Origin of the sequence: Nocardioides sp. URHA0020 (assembly GCF_000620705.1) — a bacterium.
Lineage (GTDB): Bacteria > Actinomycetota > Actinomycetes > Propionibacteriales > Nocardioidaceae > Nocardioides.
Window position 1 is genome coordinate 123799 of record NZ_KK211169.1, and the last position, 16901, is coordinate 140699.

At 72.3% G+C, this 16901-nt stretch carries 17 protein-coding genes and 1 tRNA gene; 10 read left to right on the forward strand and 8 right to left on the reverse strand.

Annotated elements, in window-relative coordinates:
* Positions 1-72: 72 nt before the first annotated feature.
* Both N542_RS0115420 and soxR read right to left on the reverse strand, forming a co-directional pair.
* Complete coding sequence (locus N542_RS0115420) at positions 73-1905, reverse strand: glycoside hydrolase family 13 protein (protein WP_028644694.1); 1833 nt, start codon at positions 1903-1905, stop codon at positions 73-75.
* Positions 1902-2351 carry a redox-sensitive transcriptional activator SoxR gene (gene soxR, locus N542_RS0115425; RefSeq protein WP_028644695.1) on the reverse strand — a complete coding sequence of 150 codons (450 nt, stop codon included), beginning with the start codon at positions 2349-2351 and terminating at the stop codon, positions 1902-1904. Before soxR ends, N542_RS0115420 begins: the two co-directional genes overlap by 4 nt.
* A 119-nt stretch (positions 2352-2470) precedes the next feature.
* Between soxR and N542_RS0115430 the strand changes: the two genes are divergently transcribed.
* The 5 genes from N542_RS0115430 to N542_RS0115450 all read left to right on the forward strand — a co-directional run bounded on the left by N542_RS0115430 (position 2471) and on the right by N542_RS0115450 (position 6130).
* Positions 2471-3196 carry an SDR family NAD(P)-dependent oxidoreductase gene (locus N542_RS0115430; protein ID WP_028644696.1) on the forward strand — a complete coding sequence of 242 codons (726 nt, stop codon included), beginning with the start codon at positions 2471-2473 and terminating at the stop codon, positions 3194-3196.
* A gap of 51 nt (positions 3197-3247) precedes the next feature.
* Positions 3248-3320, forward strand: a tRNA-Thr gene (locus N542_RS0115435).
* A 113-nt stretch (positions 3321-3433) separates the two neighbouring features.
* Positions 3434-4846, forward strand: coding sequence for a ferredoxin reductase family protein (locus N542_RS0115440; RefSeq protein WP_231482694.1), 1413 nt, complete (start codon positions 3434-3436; stop codon positions 4844-4846).
* Between the two features lie 4 nt (positions 4847-4850).
* The gene (locus tag N542_RS0115445; protein ID WP_028644698.1) at positions 4851-5369 is read left to right on the forward strand and encodes an FMN-binding protein; all 519 of its coding nucleotides are present in this window, start codon (positions 4851-4853) and stop codon (positions 5367-5369) included.
* Positions 5366-6130 carry an FAD:protein FMN transferase gene (locus tag N542_RS0115450; RefSeq protein ID WP_028644699.1) on the forward strand — a complete coding sequence of 255 codons (765 nt, stop codon included), beginning with the start codon at positions 5366-5368 and terminating at the stop codon, positions 6128-6130. Before N542_RS0115445 ends, N542_RS0115450 begins: the two co-directional genes overlap by 4 nt.
* Here N542_RS0115450 and N542_RS0115455 read toward each other — a convergent pair.
* Together N542_RS0115455 and pdxY are read right to left on the reverse strand one after the other, a co-directional pair.
* Positions 6127-6705 carry a DUF305 domain-containing protein gene (locus tag N542_RS0115455; RefSeq protein ID WP_028644700.1) on the reverse strand — a complete coding sequence of 193 codons (579 nt, stop codon included), beginning with the start codon at positions 6703-6705 and terminating at the stop codon, positions 6127-6129. The genes N542_RS0115450 and N542_RS0115455 overlap by 4 nt on opposite strands.
* 52 nt (positions 6706-6757) lie before the next feature.
* Positions 6758-7609, reverse strand: coding sequence for a pyridoxal kinase PdxY (gene pdxY, locus N542_RS0115460; RefSeq protein ID WP_028644701.1), 852 nt, complete (start codon positions 7607-7609; stop codon positions 6758-6760).
* A 62-nt stretch (positions 7610-7671) separates the two neighbouring features.
* On the opposite strand from pdxY, the gene N542_RS0115465 reads away from it, so the two are divergent.
* Together N542_RS0115465 and N542_RS0115470 are read left to right on the forward strand one after the other, a co-directional pair.
* Positions 7672-9231 (forward strand): succinic semialdehyde dehydrogenase, encoded by a 1560-nt coding sequence (locus N542_RS0115465; protein WP_028644702.1) that lies wholly within the window; start codon positions 7672-7674, stop codon positions 9229-9231.
* A 36-nt stretch (positions 9232-9267) separates the two neighbouring features.
* The gene (locus tag N542_RS0115470; RefSeq protein WP_036508348.1) at positions 9268-10218 is read left to right on the forward strand and encodes an aldo/keto reductase; all 951 of its coding nucleotides are present in this window, start codon (positions 9268-9270) and stop codon (positions 10216-10218) included.
* Between the two features lie 86 nt (positions 10219-10304).
* Here the strand turns inward: N542_RS0115470 and N542_RS0115475 are convergent, their stop codons facing one another.
* Both N542_RS0115475 and N542_RS0115480 read right to left on the reverse strand, forming a co-directional pair.
* Positions 10305-11090, reverse strand: a complete 786-nt coding sequence (locus N542_RS0115475; protein ID WP_197025986.1) for a dioxygenase family protein — start codon at positions 11088-11090, stop codon at positions 10305-10307.
* A gap of 22 nt (positions 11091-11112) precedes the next feature.
* Entirely contained in the window at positions 11113-11811 is a 699-nt protein-coding gene (locus N542_RS0115480; RefSeq protein WP_028644705.1) for a uracil-DNA glycosylase, read from the reverse strand.
* A gap of 65 nt (positions 11812-11876) precedes the next feature.
* Here N542_RS0115480 and N542_RS0115485 point away from each other — a divergent pair, with 65 nt between their 5' ends.
* From N542_RS0115485 to N542_RS0115495, 3 genes are read left to right on the forward strand one after another with little or no spacing between them, the layout of a single operon-like run.
* Entirely contained in the window at positions 11877-12524 is a 648-nt protein-coding gene (locus N542_RS0115485) for a TetR/AcrR family transcriptional regulator (RefSeq protein WP_028644706.1), read from the forward strand.
* Positions 12521-13180: a class II aldolase/adducin family protein gene (locus N542_RS0115490; RefSeq protein ID WP_028644707.1), complete on the forward strand. Its 660-nt coding sequence runs from the start codon at positions 12521-12523 to the stop codon at positions 13178-13180. Before N542_RS0115485 ends, N542_RS0115490 begins: the two co-directional genes overlap by 4 nt.
* The gene (locus N542_RS0115495) at positions 13177-14103 is read left to right on the forward strand and encodes a carbohydrate kinase family protein (RefSeq protein WP_028644708.1); all 927 of its coding nucleotides are present in this window, start codon (positions 13177-13179) and stop codon (positions 14101-14103) included. The genes N542_RS0115490 and N542_RS0115495 overlap by 4 nt, the downstream gene beginning before the upstream one ends.
* Here N542_RS0115495 and N542_RS0115500 read toward each other — a convergent pair.
* Positions 14100-15536, reverse strand: a complete 1437-nt coding sequence (locus N542_RS0115500; protein ID WP_028644709.1) for a pyridoxal phosphate-dependent decarboxylase family protein — start codon at positions 15534-15536, stop codon at positions 14100-14102. The two genes, N542_RS0115495 and N542_RS0115500, sit on opposite strands and share 4 nt — an antisense overlap.
* Positions 15533-16864, reverse strand: coding sequence for an MFS transporter (locus N542_RS0115505; protein ID WP_028644710.1), 1332 nt, complete (start codon positions 16862-16864; stop codon positions 15533-15535). The genes N542_RS0115500 and N542_RS0115505 overlap by 4 nt, the downstream gene beginning before the upstream one ends.
* Between the last annotated feature and the right edge of the window lie 37 nt (positions 16865-16901).

Below are 16901 nucleotides of genomic sequence, written 5' to 3' on the forward strand. Positions count from 1 at the left end.
GGACGGAACTCGGGGTTGTGGTGCGGAACTTCGTCCAGGAACCCGCAGTTTCACCGGGTAGGCGGTGAAACCTCACAGCCGCCAGACGCCGAGCACCGGCCCATCGGTGGCAGGCAGGGTCACGACGCCGTCGACCTCGACCAGGTCGGCGGCGGAGCCGGTGCTGAGCAGCAGCGACCCGTCACCGAAGCCCAGCGGCCCGGCGTCGAGGTCGATCGCCGGGCCCGCCGTACGACGCGCGGCGACCAGGACGGAGCCCGCCGGGTGCTCGCGCAGGTAGACCAGGGTGTCGTCGTCGACGTACGCCCAGCGCAGCCCACCGCGACGCAGCGCCTCCTCCTCGGTGCGCAGCCGGGCGAGAGCGGCGTACGTCGCCAGGGTGTCGTCGTCCCAGCTGTCGGGGTCGGCCCACGGGAAGGGGCGCCGGGAGTCCTCGCCGTTGACGCCCTCGAGGCCGATCTCGTCACCGGCGAAGAGCATCGGGACCCCGGGCATCGTGAACTGCAGCCCCACGGCGACCCGGTGCGTCTCGCCCGAGCCGGTCACGGTGCGGATCCGGGCGCTGTCGTGGGAGCTCAGGATGTTCCACGAGCAGGTGGAGGCGCGCCAGCCGTAGCGGCCCTGCCACTCGCGCAGGCTGCGCACGACGGCCTCCCCGGCACGCCGCGGCGCGGGGACCGGCCGGCCGAAGGCCCGCGCGGGCGACTCGGGGTCGCGCAGCCACGACCAGATCGGCCAGGAGAAGCCGGAGTAGTTCATGGTGCCGTGCCAGCCGTCGCCGTCGACGTCGGAGGAGGCGTCATGGTTGTGCTCGCCGATCACGAACGCGTCGGGACGCTCGGCCTCCGCGGTACGTCGTACCAGCCGAGCCACCTCGTGGTTGACGTCGATCGCGCCGAGCCGGCCGGTCATGTTGGCCACGTCGACCCGCCAGCCGTCCAGGTTGAAGGGCGGCCGCAGCCAGCGCGCGACGACCGAGTCCGGCCCGTCGACCATCGCGGCTCGCAGCGCGGGGTCGGCGTGGTTGAGCTTGGGCAGGGTGCCGTGGCCCATCCAGCACTCGTAGTGCCCGGTCGGCAGGAAGTAGTAGAACGACCTGGCGGGCGCGCCCTCGACGTCACGCGCGGCGACGAACCACTCGTGCGTGTCACCGGTGTGGTTGGTCGTCAGGTCGCCGAGGATCCGCCAGCCGCGCTCGTGCACCGCGGTCGCGAGCCGCACGTAGGCCTCGTCACCGCCGAGCAGCGCGTCGACGGTCTCGAAGGTCGAGGCGTTGTAGCGGTGGTTGCTCTCGCCCGGGAAGACGGGGGTCGTGTAGACGACGCTGACCCCGATGTCGGCGAGGTGGTCGAGGTGCTCGGTGGCGCCGTCGAGGTCGCCGCCGAAGAACTGGAGCGGGGTCCGGGGGTCGGCACCCTCGAAGACCACGACGTCGTCCCACTCCGCCGGCACCGCCCAGTCGGGCATCGGCCGGTCGGCGGCCGCACCCGAGCGGGCGAACCGGTCCGGGAAGATCTGGTAGACCACGGCGTCACGGGCCCAGTCCGGCGGCGGCTTGTAGGAGCTGACCCGGAAGTCGAAGGCGTCGGGCGGGTCGTGCTCGACCGTCCCGACAGCACTCACCCAGCGCTGGCTGCCGCCGCCGTCGAGCAGGAACCGGTAGTTGGTGACCGGGTTGTGCACCGGCAGCGAGGCCTGCCACCAGACCACGTGCTCGTCGCTGGAGGCCACGGTGCAGGGGTGGTACGTCGGCTCGGCGTCGTACGTCGTGCGCACCCACACCTGCTCGACCGGGTCGGTGATGTCGGTGCGCAGCCGCACGGTCACGATCGAGCCGGGCGCGGGGGCCTCGACGTCGACGTACGTCGGGGAGCCGTCGTGGTGCGGCTCGCGGAGGTGGCTCATGTCGTCCTTCGTCGGTGGGGCTCCAGGAAGACCGGGCCGGGTCCTCCCTCGGCGGCGGTGTCGTCGGGGTTGGTGAGGGCGCAGGTCCTCAGGCTCAGGCAGCCGCAGCCGATGCAGCCGTCGAGCCGGTCGCGCAGCCGCTCGATCCGCTCGATCTGCTCGTCGAGCCGCGGTCGCCAGGCCTTGCTGAGGCGGTGCCAGTCGGACTTCGTCGGCGCCCGACCGTGGGGCAGGGTCTCCAGCGCCTCACCGATCTCCTCGAGGCTGAGCCCGACGCGCTGCGCCGTACGGATGAACGCGACGCGACGCAGCGTCGACTGCTCGTAGCGGCGCTGGTTGCCCGCCGTGCGCACCGAGGCGATCAGGCCCTTGGACTCGTAGAAGCGGATCGCCGACGTCGCCACGCCGGCCCGCTCCGCGAGGTGGCCGATCGTCACGTGCGTCATGGGACCAGGGTCGCCGAACCTCAAGCATCCTTCAAGTTCACGTGCACCCGGCGCGCCCGGGTCGTCGCGCCGGCGGCGACATCTAGAACGTGTTCTAGATGTGCGGTAGCGTCCGCGCTGTGACTGAGCCCACCTCTCCCCGCGTCGTCGTCATCACCGGAGCTGCCTCCGGGATCGGCTACGCCACCGCCGAGCTGTTCCGCGACCTGGGCGACACCGTCTACGGCCTCGACATCAACCCGACGGTCCCCGACGGCGTGACGTACGTCGAGTGCAACGTCGCCAGCAAGGCGGCGGTCGACTCGGCCATCGAGACCTGCGCCGCGTCGGGCCGGATCGACGTGCTGGCCAACATCGCGGGGATCGTGCAGTTCGGCCGGATCGAGACGGTGACCGAGGACGAGTGGGACCGGGTGCACTCGGTGGACCTCAAGGGCCCGTTCTTCATGGTCCAGGCCGCGCTCCCGCACATCCGCGCCGCCAAGGGCACGATCGTCAACGTCTCCTCCGTCGCCGGCAACGCGCCGCAGCCCTACGCCACGGCGTACGCCGCCGCGAAGGGCGGACTGACCCAGTTCAGCCGGGCGCTGGCGCTGGAGCTCTCGCCCGAGGGCATCCGGGTCAACGTGATCTGCCCCGGCACCGTCGACACCCCGATCGTCGAGCAGGTCTTCCACAAGCTCACCGACGACCTCAACACCCGGGTCGCCGACCGGCTGATGATGATGCTGCCGGGCGGCGCCATCAAGCCCTCCGAGATCGGCGACACCGTCGTGTGGCTCGCCTCGCCGTCGGCCCGGATGATCACCGGTGCCGTGATCGCGCACGACGGTGGCATGAGCTGACGCTGGCCCGACCCGTAACATGTGGCCTCGCCGTGGGCTCGCCGACGGCTCGCCGCGTTAGCTCAGCTGGTAGAGCTCCCGCCTTGTAAGCGGACGGTCAGGAGTTCGAGTCTCCTACGCGGCTCCGCCCGATCCGCCCAGTCCGTGGCCGGCCCAGCGCTCACAGGATCCGCACAGGTCGTCCATCGAGACCGCCCAGCGACGCGGCGGACAGTTGCCTTCGAACCAGGAGGCACCGTGACCGACACGACCGCGCTGACCGCGCACCCGATCCCACCCCCGGCGACGACCGTCCGCTCGCCGGCGCGGGCGGACGCCGCCGTACGCACCGCGTCCGCGCTCCTGCTGTGGGCCGGGCTGCTCCTGGTGACGTACTGGTGGGTGGCCGACGGCGGCATCCAGGACCTGGGCGGCTGGGAGACGGGGCTGACCTCGGTCGGTCGGCAGACCGGTCTCGTCGCCTCCGTGCTGCTGCTCGCGCAGGTCGCCCTGATGGCCCGCATCCCGGTCCTCGAGCACGCCTTCGGCCAGGACCGCCTGGCCCACCTGCACCGGCTGGTCGGCTTCACCTCGTTCAACCTCATGCTCGCCCACGTCGGACTGATCACCTGGGGCTACGCCGCCGGCGACCTCGGTCAGGTCCCGCGCACGTTCTGGGACCTGACGGTCGACTACCCCGGCATACTGCTCGCGCTCGTCGGCACGCTCTGCCTGGTGCTCGTCGCGGTGACGAGCGCCCGTGCCGCCCGTCGGCGACTGCGCTACGAGTCCTGGCACCTGCTCCACCTCTACGCGTACGTCGGGGTCGGGCTCGCGCTGCCGCACCAGCTGTGGACCGGGGCGCAGTTCATGTCGTCCACCGCCCGCACGGTCTTCTGGTGGGCGGCCTGGGGGTCGGTCGTGGTCGCGGTGCTGGTCTGGCGCGTGGGGCTGCCGGTGGCCCGCAACCTGCGCCACGACCTGCGCGTCGAAGCCGTGGTCCCCGAGGGGCCGGGTGTCGTCTCGGTCTACCTGACGGGACGGCGCCTGGACCGGTTCCCGGCCGAGGCCGGGCAGTTCTTCCTGTGGCGCTTCCTGGGCCGTCCCGGGTGGACGCGCGCCAACCCCTACTCCCTGTCGGCGGCGCCGGACGGCCGTCGGCTGCGGATCACCGCGCAGGCCGTGGGAGACGGCAGCGCCGCGCTCGCGACCCTGCGGCCCGGCGGCCGGGTCTTCGTCGAGGGCCCGTACGGCCGACTCTCGGCCCGGGCCCGATCGCGGCGCAAGGTCGCCCTGGTCGGCGCCGGCGTCGGCATGGCGCCGATCCGGGCGCTCGCGGCCGGGCTCGACTACGCACCCGGCGAGGCGGTGCTCGTGCACCGCTACCGCGACCAGCCGCTCTTCGCCGCGGAGATCGCCCAGCTCGCGCGCGACCGCGGTCTGAGGGTGCTGGCCCTGCCCGGTCGCCGCCGTGCGCCCGGGTCCTGGACCGGAGGCACGACCACCGGCCCCGCCTCCGACCTGGACGCCCTGCGCACCTGGATCCCCGACATCGCCGAGCGCGACGTCTACCTCTGCGGCCCTGCGGCGTGGGCCGACCTGGTCCGCGCCGACCTCCAGCTCGCCGGGCTCCCGCCCGAGCGACTCCACCTCGAGACCTTCGGATGGTGACCTCGTGAAGAAGATCGTCCTCGCCTTCGCCGGCACCGTGTCGGTGATCGTGCTCCTCTTCGGGTACGACACCTCCACGGCCGGTCCCATGGCCACCACCTCGCAGACCTCGGTCATCAGCGGCGGTGCCACCACGGCACCGTCCGGCAGTGACTCGTCGGGCAGTGACTCGTCGGGCAGTGACTCGTCCGGCAATGCGTCCTCCGGCTCGGACTCCTCCGGCAGCGGCTCGACCGGAGCCTCGCAGTCGAGCACGGTCACCGGTGACGTCGCCCAGACCCGGTGGGGACCGGTCCAGGTCGAGCTGACACTCGACGGAGACACGATCTCGGACGTGTCGGTCGTGCAGTACCCCAACGGCAACGGCAAGGACCAGGAGATCAACTCCTACGCCCTGCCGATCCTGGTGCAGGAGACGATCGACGCGCAGAGCTCGGACATCGACATGGTCAGCGGCGCGACCGTCACCAGCGTCGGCTACCAGCAGTCGCTGCAGAGCGCGATCGACCAGGCGTCGACGTGAGCGAGCCGACCTGGCGGGCGGTCGAGCAGATCATGGGCCTGCCCGTGAGCATCGCGCTGCGCGGACGCCACGCGGGCTCGGCTGCCGGCAACGCGGCGTGGGCGGCGGTCGTCGCCGACCTGCGCACGGTCGACCGCGCGTTCAGCACCTATCGGACCGACTCCTGGATCTCCCGGCACAACGCCGGCGAACTCCTCGACCCGCCGCCGGAGGCCGCCGAGGTGCTGGCGCTGGCCGAGGCGGCGCGGCGCGAGTCCGACGGTGCGTTCGACGTACGCCGCACCGGTCGCGGACCGGTCGGCTCCCTCGACCTCGACGGGGTCGTGAAGGGATGGGCGGTCCAGCGGGCCGCTGCACGACTGCGCGACCTGGACGACACCGATTCCTGCCTGTCCGGGGGCGGCGACCTGGTGTGCTGGACCGCGGAGCCGGACGGTGCGCCGTGGCGGATCGGCATCGAGGATCCCCTGGACCCCCGGGGCGTGATCGCCCGGCTGCCGGTCAGCCGCGGGGCGGTGGCGACGTCGGGGAGGGTCCACCGGGGCGACCACATCGTCGACGCCCGCACCGGGCGGCCGCCCGTCGGCGGTCCCGTGTCGGTGACGGTCGTCGGCGCGGAGCTCGCCCAGGTCGACATCGACGCGACGGTGGCCTTCGCCCAGGGCGGGCGGGCCGTGGCCTGGCTGCGGGCCCGACCCGACCACGCCGGGCTCGTGGTGTGGGGCGACGGCCGGGTCGAGACCTGGAGGTCGGCCGCCTAGGACCCGGCGAGCATCGACCGCATGTGCGCGATCTCCGCGGTCTGGGAGGTCACGATCGAGCGAGCGAGGGCGACGGCGGCGCCGTACTGGCCGCCCTCGATCTCGGTCTTCGCCATCTCGACGGCGCCCTCGTGGTGCGCGATCATCATCCGCAGCCACATCGCCTCGAAGCGGTCGGGAGCGGCGCCGTCGAGCTCGGCGAGGTCGTCGTCTCCCATCATGTCGCTGTCCGTCGAGCCGCTGGCCATGCCGCCCATCGGGTGCCCGTCGTCCGGCACCTTCTCGCCCCACTTCTCGAGCCAGCCGGTCATCTCCTCGATCTCGGGCGCCTGCGCGGCCTTGATGTCCTGGGTCAGCTCGGCGAGCTCGGGGCTGAGGTCGCGGCCCTCGGTCATGTCCACCATGAGCAGCGCCTGCTCGTGGTGCGCGATCATGTCGCTCGCGAAGGCCACGTCGGCGGAGCTGTGGCCCGTCGTGCCCGAGGAGCTCGCGGGCTCGTCGCTGCCGCAGCCGACGAGCCCGGCGCCCGCCAGGGCCAGCAGGAGGACGACGGCGGCCGATCGACGGGTGGGCATGCCTCCACGGTAGGTCAGCCGCGGTGGCGCGTCGGGGGGCGAAGGTCCCGAGTCAGCGCAGCCGTCGGACCTCGAAGCCCATCGGCGGTGCGGCGATGGCGTCCTGGGCGGCGACGAGCTGGATCTCGCGGGTGCCGGCCGCGATGGTGGCCTCGAGGACCGCGTAGACCGACGACGTGGTGCGGGCCAGTGCCTCGGCCGCCGAGCCCGTCGTGCGCAGGTGGGCGAGGTAGAGCGCCGCCGTCACGTCGCCACACCCGTTGGGCGCGATCGGGAGCAGCGGCGTCTCGACGGCCCACGCGCCCTCGTCGGAGACGGCGAGCACGTCGAGCCGCCCGTCGGGGACGTCGCCGTGCAGCACGCTGGTGACCAGCACGTCGCGTGGCCCGCGCGCGCGTACGTCGTCCACGGCGTCGAGGATCTCGTCGAGCGTGGTCGTCGTGCGGCCGGCCAGGAAGTCGAGCTCGAAGTGGTTGGGCGTGACGATGTCGGCCTGCGGCACCACGGTGTCGCGCATGAACTCCGGGATGCCGGGCCGCACGAACATGCCGCGCCCGACGTCGCCCATCACCGGGTCGCAGCAGTAGACGGCGTCCGGGTTGAGCTCCTTCACCCGGGCGACGGCCTCGAGGATGATGCCGCCGACCGCGGGGTCGCCCTGGTAGCCGGACAGCACGGCGTCGGCCTCGCCGAGCACGCCACGGTCGTCGATCCCGGCGATCACCTCGCGCACGTCCTCGGGGGCGAGCAGCGGGCCGCGCCAGGCGCCGTACCCGGTGTGGTTGGAGAAGTGCACCGTGAGCACCGGCCAGACCTCGTGACCGAGCCGCTGGAGCGGGAAGACCGCGGCGGAGTTGCCGACGTGGCCGTAGGCGACCGAGGACTGGATGGACAGGATCTTCACGGCTCCATCCTCTCGTGACCGGCGCCTGTACGAGCAAACTAGAACGGGTTACATTTTTGGGCATGACCCTGCAGCGACCGGCCACCCTGACCGACGACTTCCTCGCGGCACTGGTGGCTCGCGTCCCGTCGAGCGACGGCGGGAGCTGGAAGCTGACCGAGGTCTACACCGGCGAGCTCCTCGTCGAGCTCCCGCAGTCGACCCCGGCCGACATCGAGCGGGCCTTTGCGACCGCCCGGGCCGCGCAGGTGGACTGGGCGAGGCGGCCCCTCAAGCAGCGCCTCGAGGTGTTCAAGCGAGCGCACACGCTCTTCCTGGACCGTGCCCAGGTGACCACCGACCTGATCCAGGCCGAGAGCGGCAAGAACCGGCGGATGGCGATCGAGGAGACCTGCGACCCGCCGATGGTGATGAGCCACTACCTCAAGCGGGCACCCAAGCTACTCGCGCCGGTCAAGCGCGGTGGTCCGGTGCCCTTCCTCACGACGTCGACCGAGATCCGCCAGCCTAAGGGCGTCGTCGGGATCATCGCGCCGTGGAACTTCCCGTTCGCCACCGGGATCTCCGACTCGATCTCGGCGCTGATGGCCGGCAACGCGATCGTGCTCAAGCCCGACAACAAGACGGCGCTGTCGCCGCTGTACGGCGTTGCGCTGCTCGAGGAGGCCGGACTCCCGCAGGGCCTCTTCCAGGTCGTCTGCGGCGAGGGGCCGGACATCGGGCCGACCCTCATCGACAACGCGAACTACGTGATGTTCACCGGCTCGACGGCGACCGGCCGGGTGATCGGCGAGCGGGCCGGTCGCAACCTGATCGGCTGCTGCCTCGAGCTGGGTGGCAAGAACCCGATGATCGTGCTGGACGACGCCGACCTCGACGACGTCGTCCAGGGCGCGATCTTCGGCGCCTTCGGCAACACGGGCCAGATCTGCATGCACATCGAGCGGCTCTACCTGCCCGAGTCGCGCTACGACGAGTTCCGCGACGCGTTCGTCGCCGCGACCGAGGCGCTGCGCATCGGCGCGGCGTACGACTTCGGTCCGGACATGGGCTCGCTGGTCTCGTCCGAGCACATGGAGCGGGTGAAGTCGCACGTCGACGACGCCGTCGCCAAGGGGGCGAGGGTGCTGACCGGTGGCCGGCCGCGGCCCGACCTCGGGCCCGCCTTCTTCGAGCCGACCATCCTCGAGGGCGTCACCAAGGACATGCTGGCCGGTGTCACCGAGACCTTCGGTCCGGTGATCGCGCTGCACCGCTACCGCACCGTCGACGAGGCCGTGGCGCTCGCCAACGACACCGAGTACGGCCTCAACGCCTCCGTGTGGGGCGGTGACGTCGCGAACGCCTGTCAGGTCGGCAAGCGCCTGCAGTCGGGCAACGTCAACGTCAACGACGTCCTCGCGACGGCGTTCGCCTCCAAGGGGACGCCGTCGGGAGGCGTCAAGCAGTCCGGCGTCGGCGCGCGCCACGGCGATCAGGGCCTGCTCAAGTACACCGACGTGCAGCAGCTCGCGGTGCTCAAGAAGCAGGTCATGGGCGCGCGGCCGGGGCAGGACTACGACGAGTACGTCAAGAGCATGCTCGGCGGCCTGAAGATGATGCGCAGGACCGGCATCCGCTGACGATCCGCCGGTCGTAGGGTCGACCTCGTGACGGAGATGACCTACCGCCCGCTGGGCGACTCGGGCCTGATGGTGAGCGCGGTCGGGATCGGCTGCAACGCGTTCAGCCGCCGGGTCGACCTGGACGGCGTACGCGACATCCTGAGGGCTGCCCGCGACACCGGGGTGACGCTGCTCGACACCGCCGACATCTACGGGTCGCCGCCCGGCGGGTCCGAGGAGCTGCTGGGGGAGGCGCTCGCCGGCCAGCGCGACGAGTTCGTGCTGGCGACGAAGTTCGGCATGGACATGCAGGGCGCGAACGGCAACGACTTCGGTGCGCGGGCGTCGCGACGCTACGTGCGCCGTGCCGTCGAGGCGTCCCTGCGGCGGCTGCGGACCGACCACATCGACCTCTACCAGCTGCACCAGCCTGACGGCGTGACGCCGATCGAGGAGACCCTGTCGGCGCTGACCGACCTGGTCCGCGAGGGCAAGGTCCGCTACGTCGGCTGCTCGAACTTCGACGGCTGGCAGATCGCGGACGCCGCCTGGACGGCCCGCACCGTCGGGCTCGAGGCCTTCGTGTCCGTGCAGAACCGCTACTCCCTGCTCGACCGCACCGTCGAGGCCGAGGTGACCCCGGCGAGCCAGAGCTTCGGGCTCGGCATCCTGCCGTTCTTCCCGCTGGAGTACGGCCTGCTCACGGGCAAGTACCGCCGCGGCGCGGGTGCTCCCGAGGGCTCGCGGGCCGCCCTCGACCCGGCGCGCTCGCAGTGGCTGGAGGCGGCCGACTGGGACCGGATCGAGGCGGTGGAGCGCTACGCCGAGGCGCGCGGGCTCGCCGTACTGGACGTGGCGATCGCGGGACTGGCCGCCCAGCCCGCGGTGGCCTCGGTCATCTCCGGCGCGACCTCAGGTGAGCAGGTGCGGACGAACGCCGCCGCGTTGCGCTGGGTGCCGACTGCCGAGGACCTGGTCGAGCTCGACCAGATCACCCAGGGCTGAACTCCTCGGGCACTTCATGAGGTTCTGGGGCATTGCAGGGCCATAGAAGTTCGGGGATACCCGGTTAACCGGGTATCCCCGGCCGGTCAGGTGACCTGCAACGAACGCTTCGACAGACCCATCCAGAAGCCGTCGATCACCTGCTGGCCGGGCTCGTCGGGGGTGGTCGCGGCGCCGAGGGTGACGAAGAGCGGCGTGTAGTGCTCGACGGTCGGGTGGGCGTACGGCATGCCGGGAGCGTGGGTGCGGTAGCGGGCGAGCTCGTCGACATCGCCGCGGGCGAGGGCCTCGCCGGCCCACGCGTCGAAGTCGCTCGACCAGCCCGGAGCGTCGGCCTCGATCCGGAACTCCGTGAGGAACGGCAGGCCGTGGGTGAGGAAGCCGGAGCCGATGATCAGCACGCCCTCGTCGCGCAGCGGGCGCAGCCGCTCCCCGAGCGCCATCAGCCGCACCGGGTCGTGGGTCGGCAGCGACATCTGCAGGACCGGGATGTCGGCGTCGGGGTACATGATCCGCAGCGGCACCCAGGCCCCGTGGTCCAGGCCGCGGCTGGCGTGCTGGTGGACCGGCTCGGAGGAGGGCATCATCGCCGCGATCCGCTGCGCCAGCGCGGTGGCGTCGGGCGTCGCGTACGTCATCCGGTAGTACTTCGCGTCGAACCCGCCGAAGTCGTAGACCAGTGGCGCGCCGTTCGCGGTCAGGCTGACCGGGGCCGACTCCCAGTGCGCGCTGACGATCAGGATCGCCTTCGGTCGGGGCAGGTCGCGGGCCCAGGCGGCCAGCTGTCCGGACCACACCGGGTCGTCGAGCAGCGGCGGTGCGCCGTGGCCGATGTAGAGGGCGGGCATGCGCAGGTCGGGGGCGTCGGTCATGGTCACTCCAATGATTGAAGCATCAACTATATGCCGCCGGCAGGCGCCAGTCCACCGGTTCGGCGCCCTGCTCCGCGAGGAGGGCGTTGACCTGGCTGAACGGCCGCGAGCCGAAGAAGCCCCGGTAGGACGACAGCGGCGAGGGGTGCACGGACTCGACGCACGGGATCGGGCCGAGCAGCGGCCGCAGCTTGCGGGCCGGGCTGCCCCACAGGATCGCGACGCACGGCCCACCGCGGCGAGCCAGCGCCTCGATCGCGCACTGCGTGACCACCTCCCAGCCCCTGCCGTGGTGCGCGCCCGAGGTGCGCGGCTGCACGGTCAGGACCCGGTTGAGCAGCATCACACCCTGGTCGGCCCACGACGTGAGGTCGCCGTGCGGGGGAGTCTCGATGCCGAGGTCGGAGCGCAGCTCCTGGTAGATGTTCGCGAGGCTCGGCGGCAGCGGACGGACGTCCGCCTCCACCGCGAACGACAGCCCGATCGGGTGCCCCGGCGTCGGGTAGGGGTCCTGTCCGACCACGAGCACCCGTACGTCGGCGAGCGGCCGCCGGAACGCCCGGAAGACGAGGTCGCCGGCCGGCAGGTAGCCCCGACCGGCGGCGACCTCCTCGCGCAGGAACTGCCCCATCGTCGCGATCTGCTCGTCGACCGGGGACAGCGCCTCCGCCCAGTCCGGGGCCATCAGTCCTTGGTTGACGAGTCCCGCGAGCGCGCTCATGGCGTGAGGGTACCGAGGTCGGGCGAAAACCTGAATGCGTGTCAGGTTTTGATTAGGCTCGGCCCATGGCCCCCGCAACGACCGCAGCCCCGCAGCGACGCGTCCCCCGGCAGGACCGCAGCAGGCGCCGCTTCGAGGACCTCCTCGACGCGGCCGCGCGCCTGGTCGTGGAGCGGGGCGTGGACGCGCTCACGACGCGCGACATCGCCGAAGGCGCGGGCGCACCGGTCGGCTCGCTCTACCAGTACTTCGCCGGCAAGGAGGACGTGCTCCTCGCGCTCGCCCAGCGCGACATGGAGGAGATGGACGCCCAGGTGATCGCCGACCTCGCGCAGCTCGAGGTGCTCTCGGTGGCCGGCATCGTGCGCACCACCATGCTGGCGTTCGTGAGCGTCTACCGGCGGCGCCGAGCCTTCGTCGAGATCTACCTGCGCGGGCGCAACAACGCGGCCGTGCGGCAGTTCGGGCGCACGCACAACGAGCGTGTCGCCGAGATGCTGCAGGCGTACGCCGTCGACGCCGGTCTCGCCAGCGCCCACCTCACTCTGGCGAAGACCCTGCTGGCCGTCGAGGTCGGCGACCGGGTCTTCCAGCTCGCCTACGAGTCCGACCTCGAGGGCGACCCGGTCCTGATCGAGGAGGGCATCACCCTGGTGACCGCCTACCTGGAGCGCTACGCCACGACCGAGGGCCTGATCGGCATCCGTCCGTGACCGACCACGCCCCGGCGTACGCCGCCGTCGCCGCCGGCTGCCGACGGCTCGCCGCCCAGGGCCTGGTGATCGGGAGCGCAGGCAACGTGAGCGTGCGCCTGCCCGGCACCGACGACCTGGTCGTGACGAGGAGCGGTGTCGCGTTCGCCGACTGCACGCCCGACGACGTCGTGCGCGTCGGCTCCAGCGGCCGGGTGCTCCCGGGCACGGGTACGCCGACCTCGGAGATCGACCTCCACCTCGGCATCTACGCCGACACCTCGGCAGCGGCCGTCGTGCACACGCACGCGCCGTACTCCACCGCCGTGGCCTGCGTGCTCGACGAGCTGCCGGTCCTGCACTACCAGCAGATGCTGCTGGGCGGCCCGGTGCGCGTCGCGCCGTACGCGACCTTCGGCACGCCGGAGCTCGCCGCGCACGTGCGGGACGCACTGGTCGACCGGCAGGCCGCGCTGATGTCCAACCACGGCTCCGTCGCCCTCGGTGCGTCGTTGGACCAGGCGATCGAGCACGCGCTGCTGCTCGAGTGGCTGGCGGCCCTGCACCACCGCTCCTCCGCGCTCGGGACCCCCCGCGTCCTCACCGCCGAGGAGCAGTCCGACGTGGTCGCCCAAGCGGTCCGCCGCAGCTACGGAACCCAGCAGGAGAAGCCATGAAGATCGCCACCGTCGGGGTGCACGTCCTCGACACCCACGTCATCGGCATCGAGTCGATCCCGCCCGGCTCCGAGGGCCAGCTCGTCGAGACGATCCGGATGTCGCCGGCCGGCACCGCGGGAGGTACGGCGGTGGTGCTGAGCCGGCTCGGGGCCGAGGTGCTCGCCTTCGGCGCCGTCGGCACGGACCCGATCGGCGACGTGCTGGTCGGTCTGCTCGGGGTGGAGGGCGTCGACGTGTCCGGGCTGGTGCGCAAGGACGGGGACCAGACGTCCGCCTCGGTGATCCCGGTCCGCCCTGACGGCGATCGGCCCGCCTGGCACTGCATCGGCGCCAACGGCGCCTTCACCCTCGACGACCTGCCGCTCGCCGCGCTGACGGGGATCACCCACCTCCACCTCGGCGGGCCGGAGTTCCTGGGCGGCGAGGCCGCCGGCGAGCTGCTCGCCCACGGGCGCTCGATCGGAGCGGTGACGTCCCTCGACCTCCTCGCGCCGGGTGACCCCGACCTGCTCGGCTGGATCGCGGACGCGCTGCCCCACACGGACTACCTGCTGCCCAACGACGAGCAGGTGCTGGGGTTCACCGGCGCCGCGTCGCTCGTCGCGGGTGCGCAGGCGCTGGTGGCAGCCGGGGTCGGCTGCGTGGCCGTCACGCAGGGAGCTCGTGGCGCGCTGGTGGTGACGGCCGACGAGGTGATCGAGGTGCCGGCGTACGTCGTCGACGTCGTCGACACGACCGGGTGTGGTGACGCCTTCTCGGCCGGCTTCCTCCGAGGGCTGTCGCTCGGACGCGACCGTCGCGGCGCGGCCGAGCTCGGGTGCGCGGCCGCCGCCCAGGTGGCAGGCGGGCTGGGGAGCGATGCCGGCGCCTACGACCTGGCGTCGGTGGAGAGGTTCGCCGCGGAGGCCGAGCGCCGCTAGCGGTGCGGGCGGGCCAGCCGGTCCAGGAACGCCACGAGCAACGCCTCACGCATCGCCGGGCTGGCGACGTCGAGCATCGCGTTGACCTCGGCCATCCGGCTGGGCAGCGCGAGGCCGGCGTCGCCGTCACCGCCGCCCACGAGGCCGGACGCCGTGAGCAGCCCGTCGAAGTCGGCGTCGGAGAGTGCGGCGGGGTCCAGCGTCTCGATGAACGCAGCGACGTCGGGGTCGACCGACACCGGACCGGCGGCGACCGCGGCGGCGACCGACTCGGTCAGCGCCGTCAGGAGCTCGTCGACGTGTGCGAGCGTCGCGGCACTCACCGAGAGGTGAATGTTGGGCACGGACCCGGCGTACGACATCTGTGGCTGGACGTACCAGTCCCTCGTCGCCATCTCGTCGCAGATCGTGAAGGCGTCGCACGAGCCGTCGGTGACGAGGGTGACGAGGGTGGAGTCGGGGACCGCGAGCAGGCTCAGCTCGGGGATCGCCTCGATGCCGGCGGCGATCCGGTCGACCGCCTCGAAGACGTCGCGGGTCAGCTGCTCGTAGCCCGCGTCGCCCAGGGACTGCACCACGGCCCACGCGCCCGCGAGCGGACCACCCGACTTGGTCGACTGGATGGTCGAGTTGAGCATGGTGTAGCCCGGCCAGTCGGCGTGCGCGAAGTACTGCGGGCGCCGGTGCGCCGACGAGCGGTGCAGCAGCACCGAGGAGCCCTTGGGTGCGTAGGCGTACTTGTGGGTGTCGACCGAGATCGAGGTGACGCCCTCGACCGCGAAGGTCCACGGCGCCACGTCGCGACCGATCCGGGCGGCGTACGGCAGCACCCAGCCGCCGATGCAGCCGTCGACGTGGCAGCGGATGCCGCGCTCGGCGGCGGCGGCGGCGACCGGTGGGACCGGGTCGATGACCCCGTGGGCGTACGACGGCGCCGAGACCACGACGAGCACGGTGCGCTCGGGCGCCTCGTCGATCGCCGCCACCATCGCGGCCGGGTCGGCGCGGAAGTCGGGGCCGACCGGCACGACGACGGCCTCGACCCCGAAGTAGTGGGCGGCCTTGAGGAACGCCGCGTGCACGGTCGACGGCACGACCATCCGCGGCCGGTCGACGTCGGGGCGGCTGTCGCGCGCGCCCTGCACGGCCAGCAGGCAGGACTCGGTGCCGCCGGAGGTGACCGTGCCGACCGCCTCGGGGGGCGCGTCGAGCAGGTCGGCGGTGAAGCCGACCAGGTCGTTCTCCATCTGCAGCAGGCTCGGGAACGCCGTCGGGTCCAGGCCGTTGGAGCCGGCGTACGCCGCGACCGCCTCGCGGCCGATCCGGTCGACGTCGGGCAGGCCGGAGTCGTAGACGTAGGCGAGCGTCCGGCCGCCGTGGACGGGCAGGTCGGCGGTCTGCATCTCACGCAGGCGGGCGAGGGCGTCACTCATGCTGCGACCTTCTCATCCACCTCGGCGGAGCCGAGCGAGTACCTCCGCAGCCACCACAGGCTGAGGATGATCAGGACGGCCGGGAGGATCGAGAAGCCGAGGGTGATCGCGGTCAGGGCCGAGTCGGGCTGGGCGACGTCGCCGTCGGTCGACGAGCGGTAGCCGCCGATCGCGAGCACCAGCGCGAAGACGCCCGGTCCGAGCGCGAGGCCGAGGGTCTCGCCGGCGGTCCAGACGCCGGTGTAGACGCCGGCGCGGTTGGAGCCGGTACGCCGTACGTCGACCGCCGCGGCGTCCGGCAGCATCGCCATCGGGAAGACCTGGCAGCCGGCGTACCCGACCCCGACCAGCACCACGGCGAGGTAGACCACGGCGACCGGGGCCGACTGCGCCGTCACCGCGAGCAGCCCGCCGCACGCCAGGATGACGGAGCTGGCGACGTACCCGCTCTTCTTGCCGACCCGGGTGCCGATTGCCGACCACACGGGCGTGAGCAGCAGAGCGGGCCCGACGAAGCAGACGAAGAGGATGGTCGCGGCGCCGTCCTTGCCGAGCACGTCGGAGGCCAGGTAGTCGACCCCGGCGAGCATGCAGCCGGTCGCGAGCGCCTGGATGACGAAGCAGGTCAGCAGCGCCCGGAAGTCGTGCGCACCGGCGACGATGCGCAGCTGGTCGCGCAGGCTGCCGGCGCCCGGCTGCGGCGACGTGACCGGCGCGTTGCGGGTGCCGACGTACGAGCTGACGACGCCGATGACGATGATCGCCGCCATCACCAGGCCCATCACGCGGTAGCCGTCACGGCCGCCCACTGCGTCGCGGATCGCCGGCGCGGTCGCGCCGGCCAACATGATCGTGAACGCCAGGATCGCCACCCGCCAGGTCATCAGGCGGGTGCGCTCGTCGTACGACGACGTCATCTCGGCGGGCATCGCGACGTACGGCACCTGGAAGAAGGCGTACGCCGTCGCGCACGCCAGGAACGCGACCAGCACCCAGGCCGCCTCGAGGCCGGTGGCCATGTCGGGCGCTGCGAAGAGCAGCACGAACCCGACCGCCAGCCCGGCACCGCCGCGCAGCAGCCACGGCCGGCGGGGCCCGCGCGGGTCGACGGTGCGGTCGGAGATGCGGCCCGCGATCGGGTTGAGGATCACGTCCCACGCCTTGGGGAGGAACACGATGAACCCGGCGAGGATCGCGGCGATGCCGAGGCTGTCGGTGAGGTACGGCAGGAGCATCAGGCCCGGGACCGTGCCGAAGGCGCCGGTGGCGACGGAGCCCGAGCCGTAGCCGATCCGGACGCCTCTCGTGAGCGTGTCGGTGGCTGGCATGCGGGGGAGAGTATCGGTCGGCGGGACGCGGGATCCC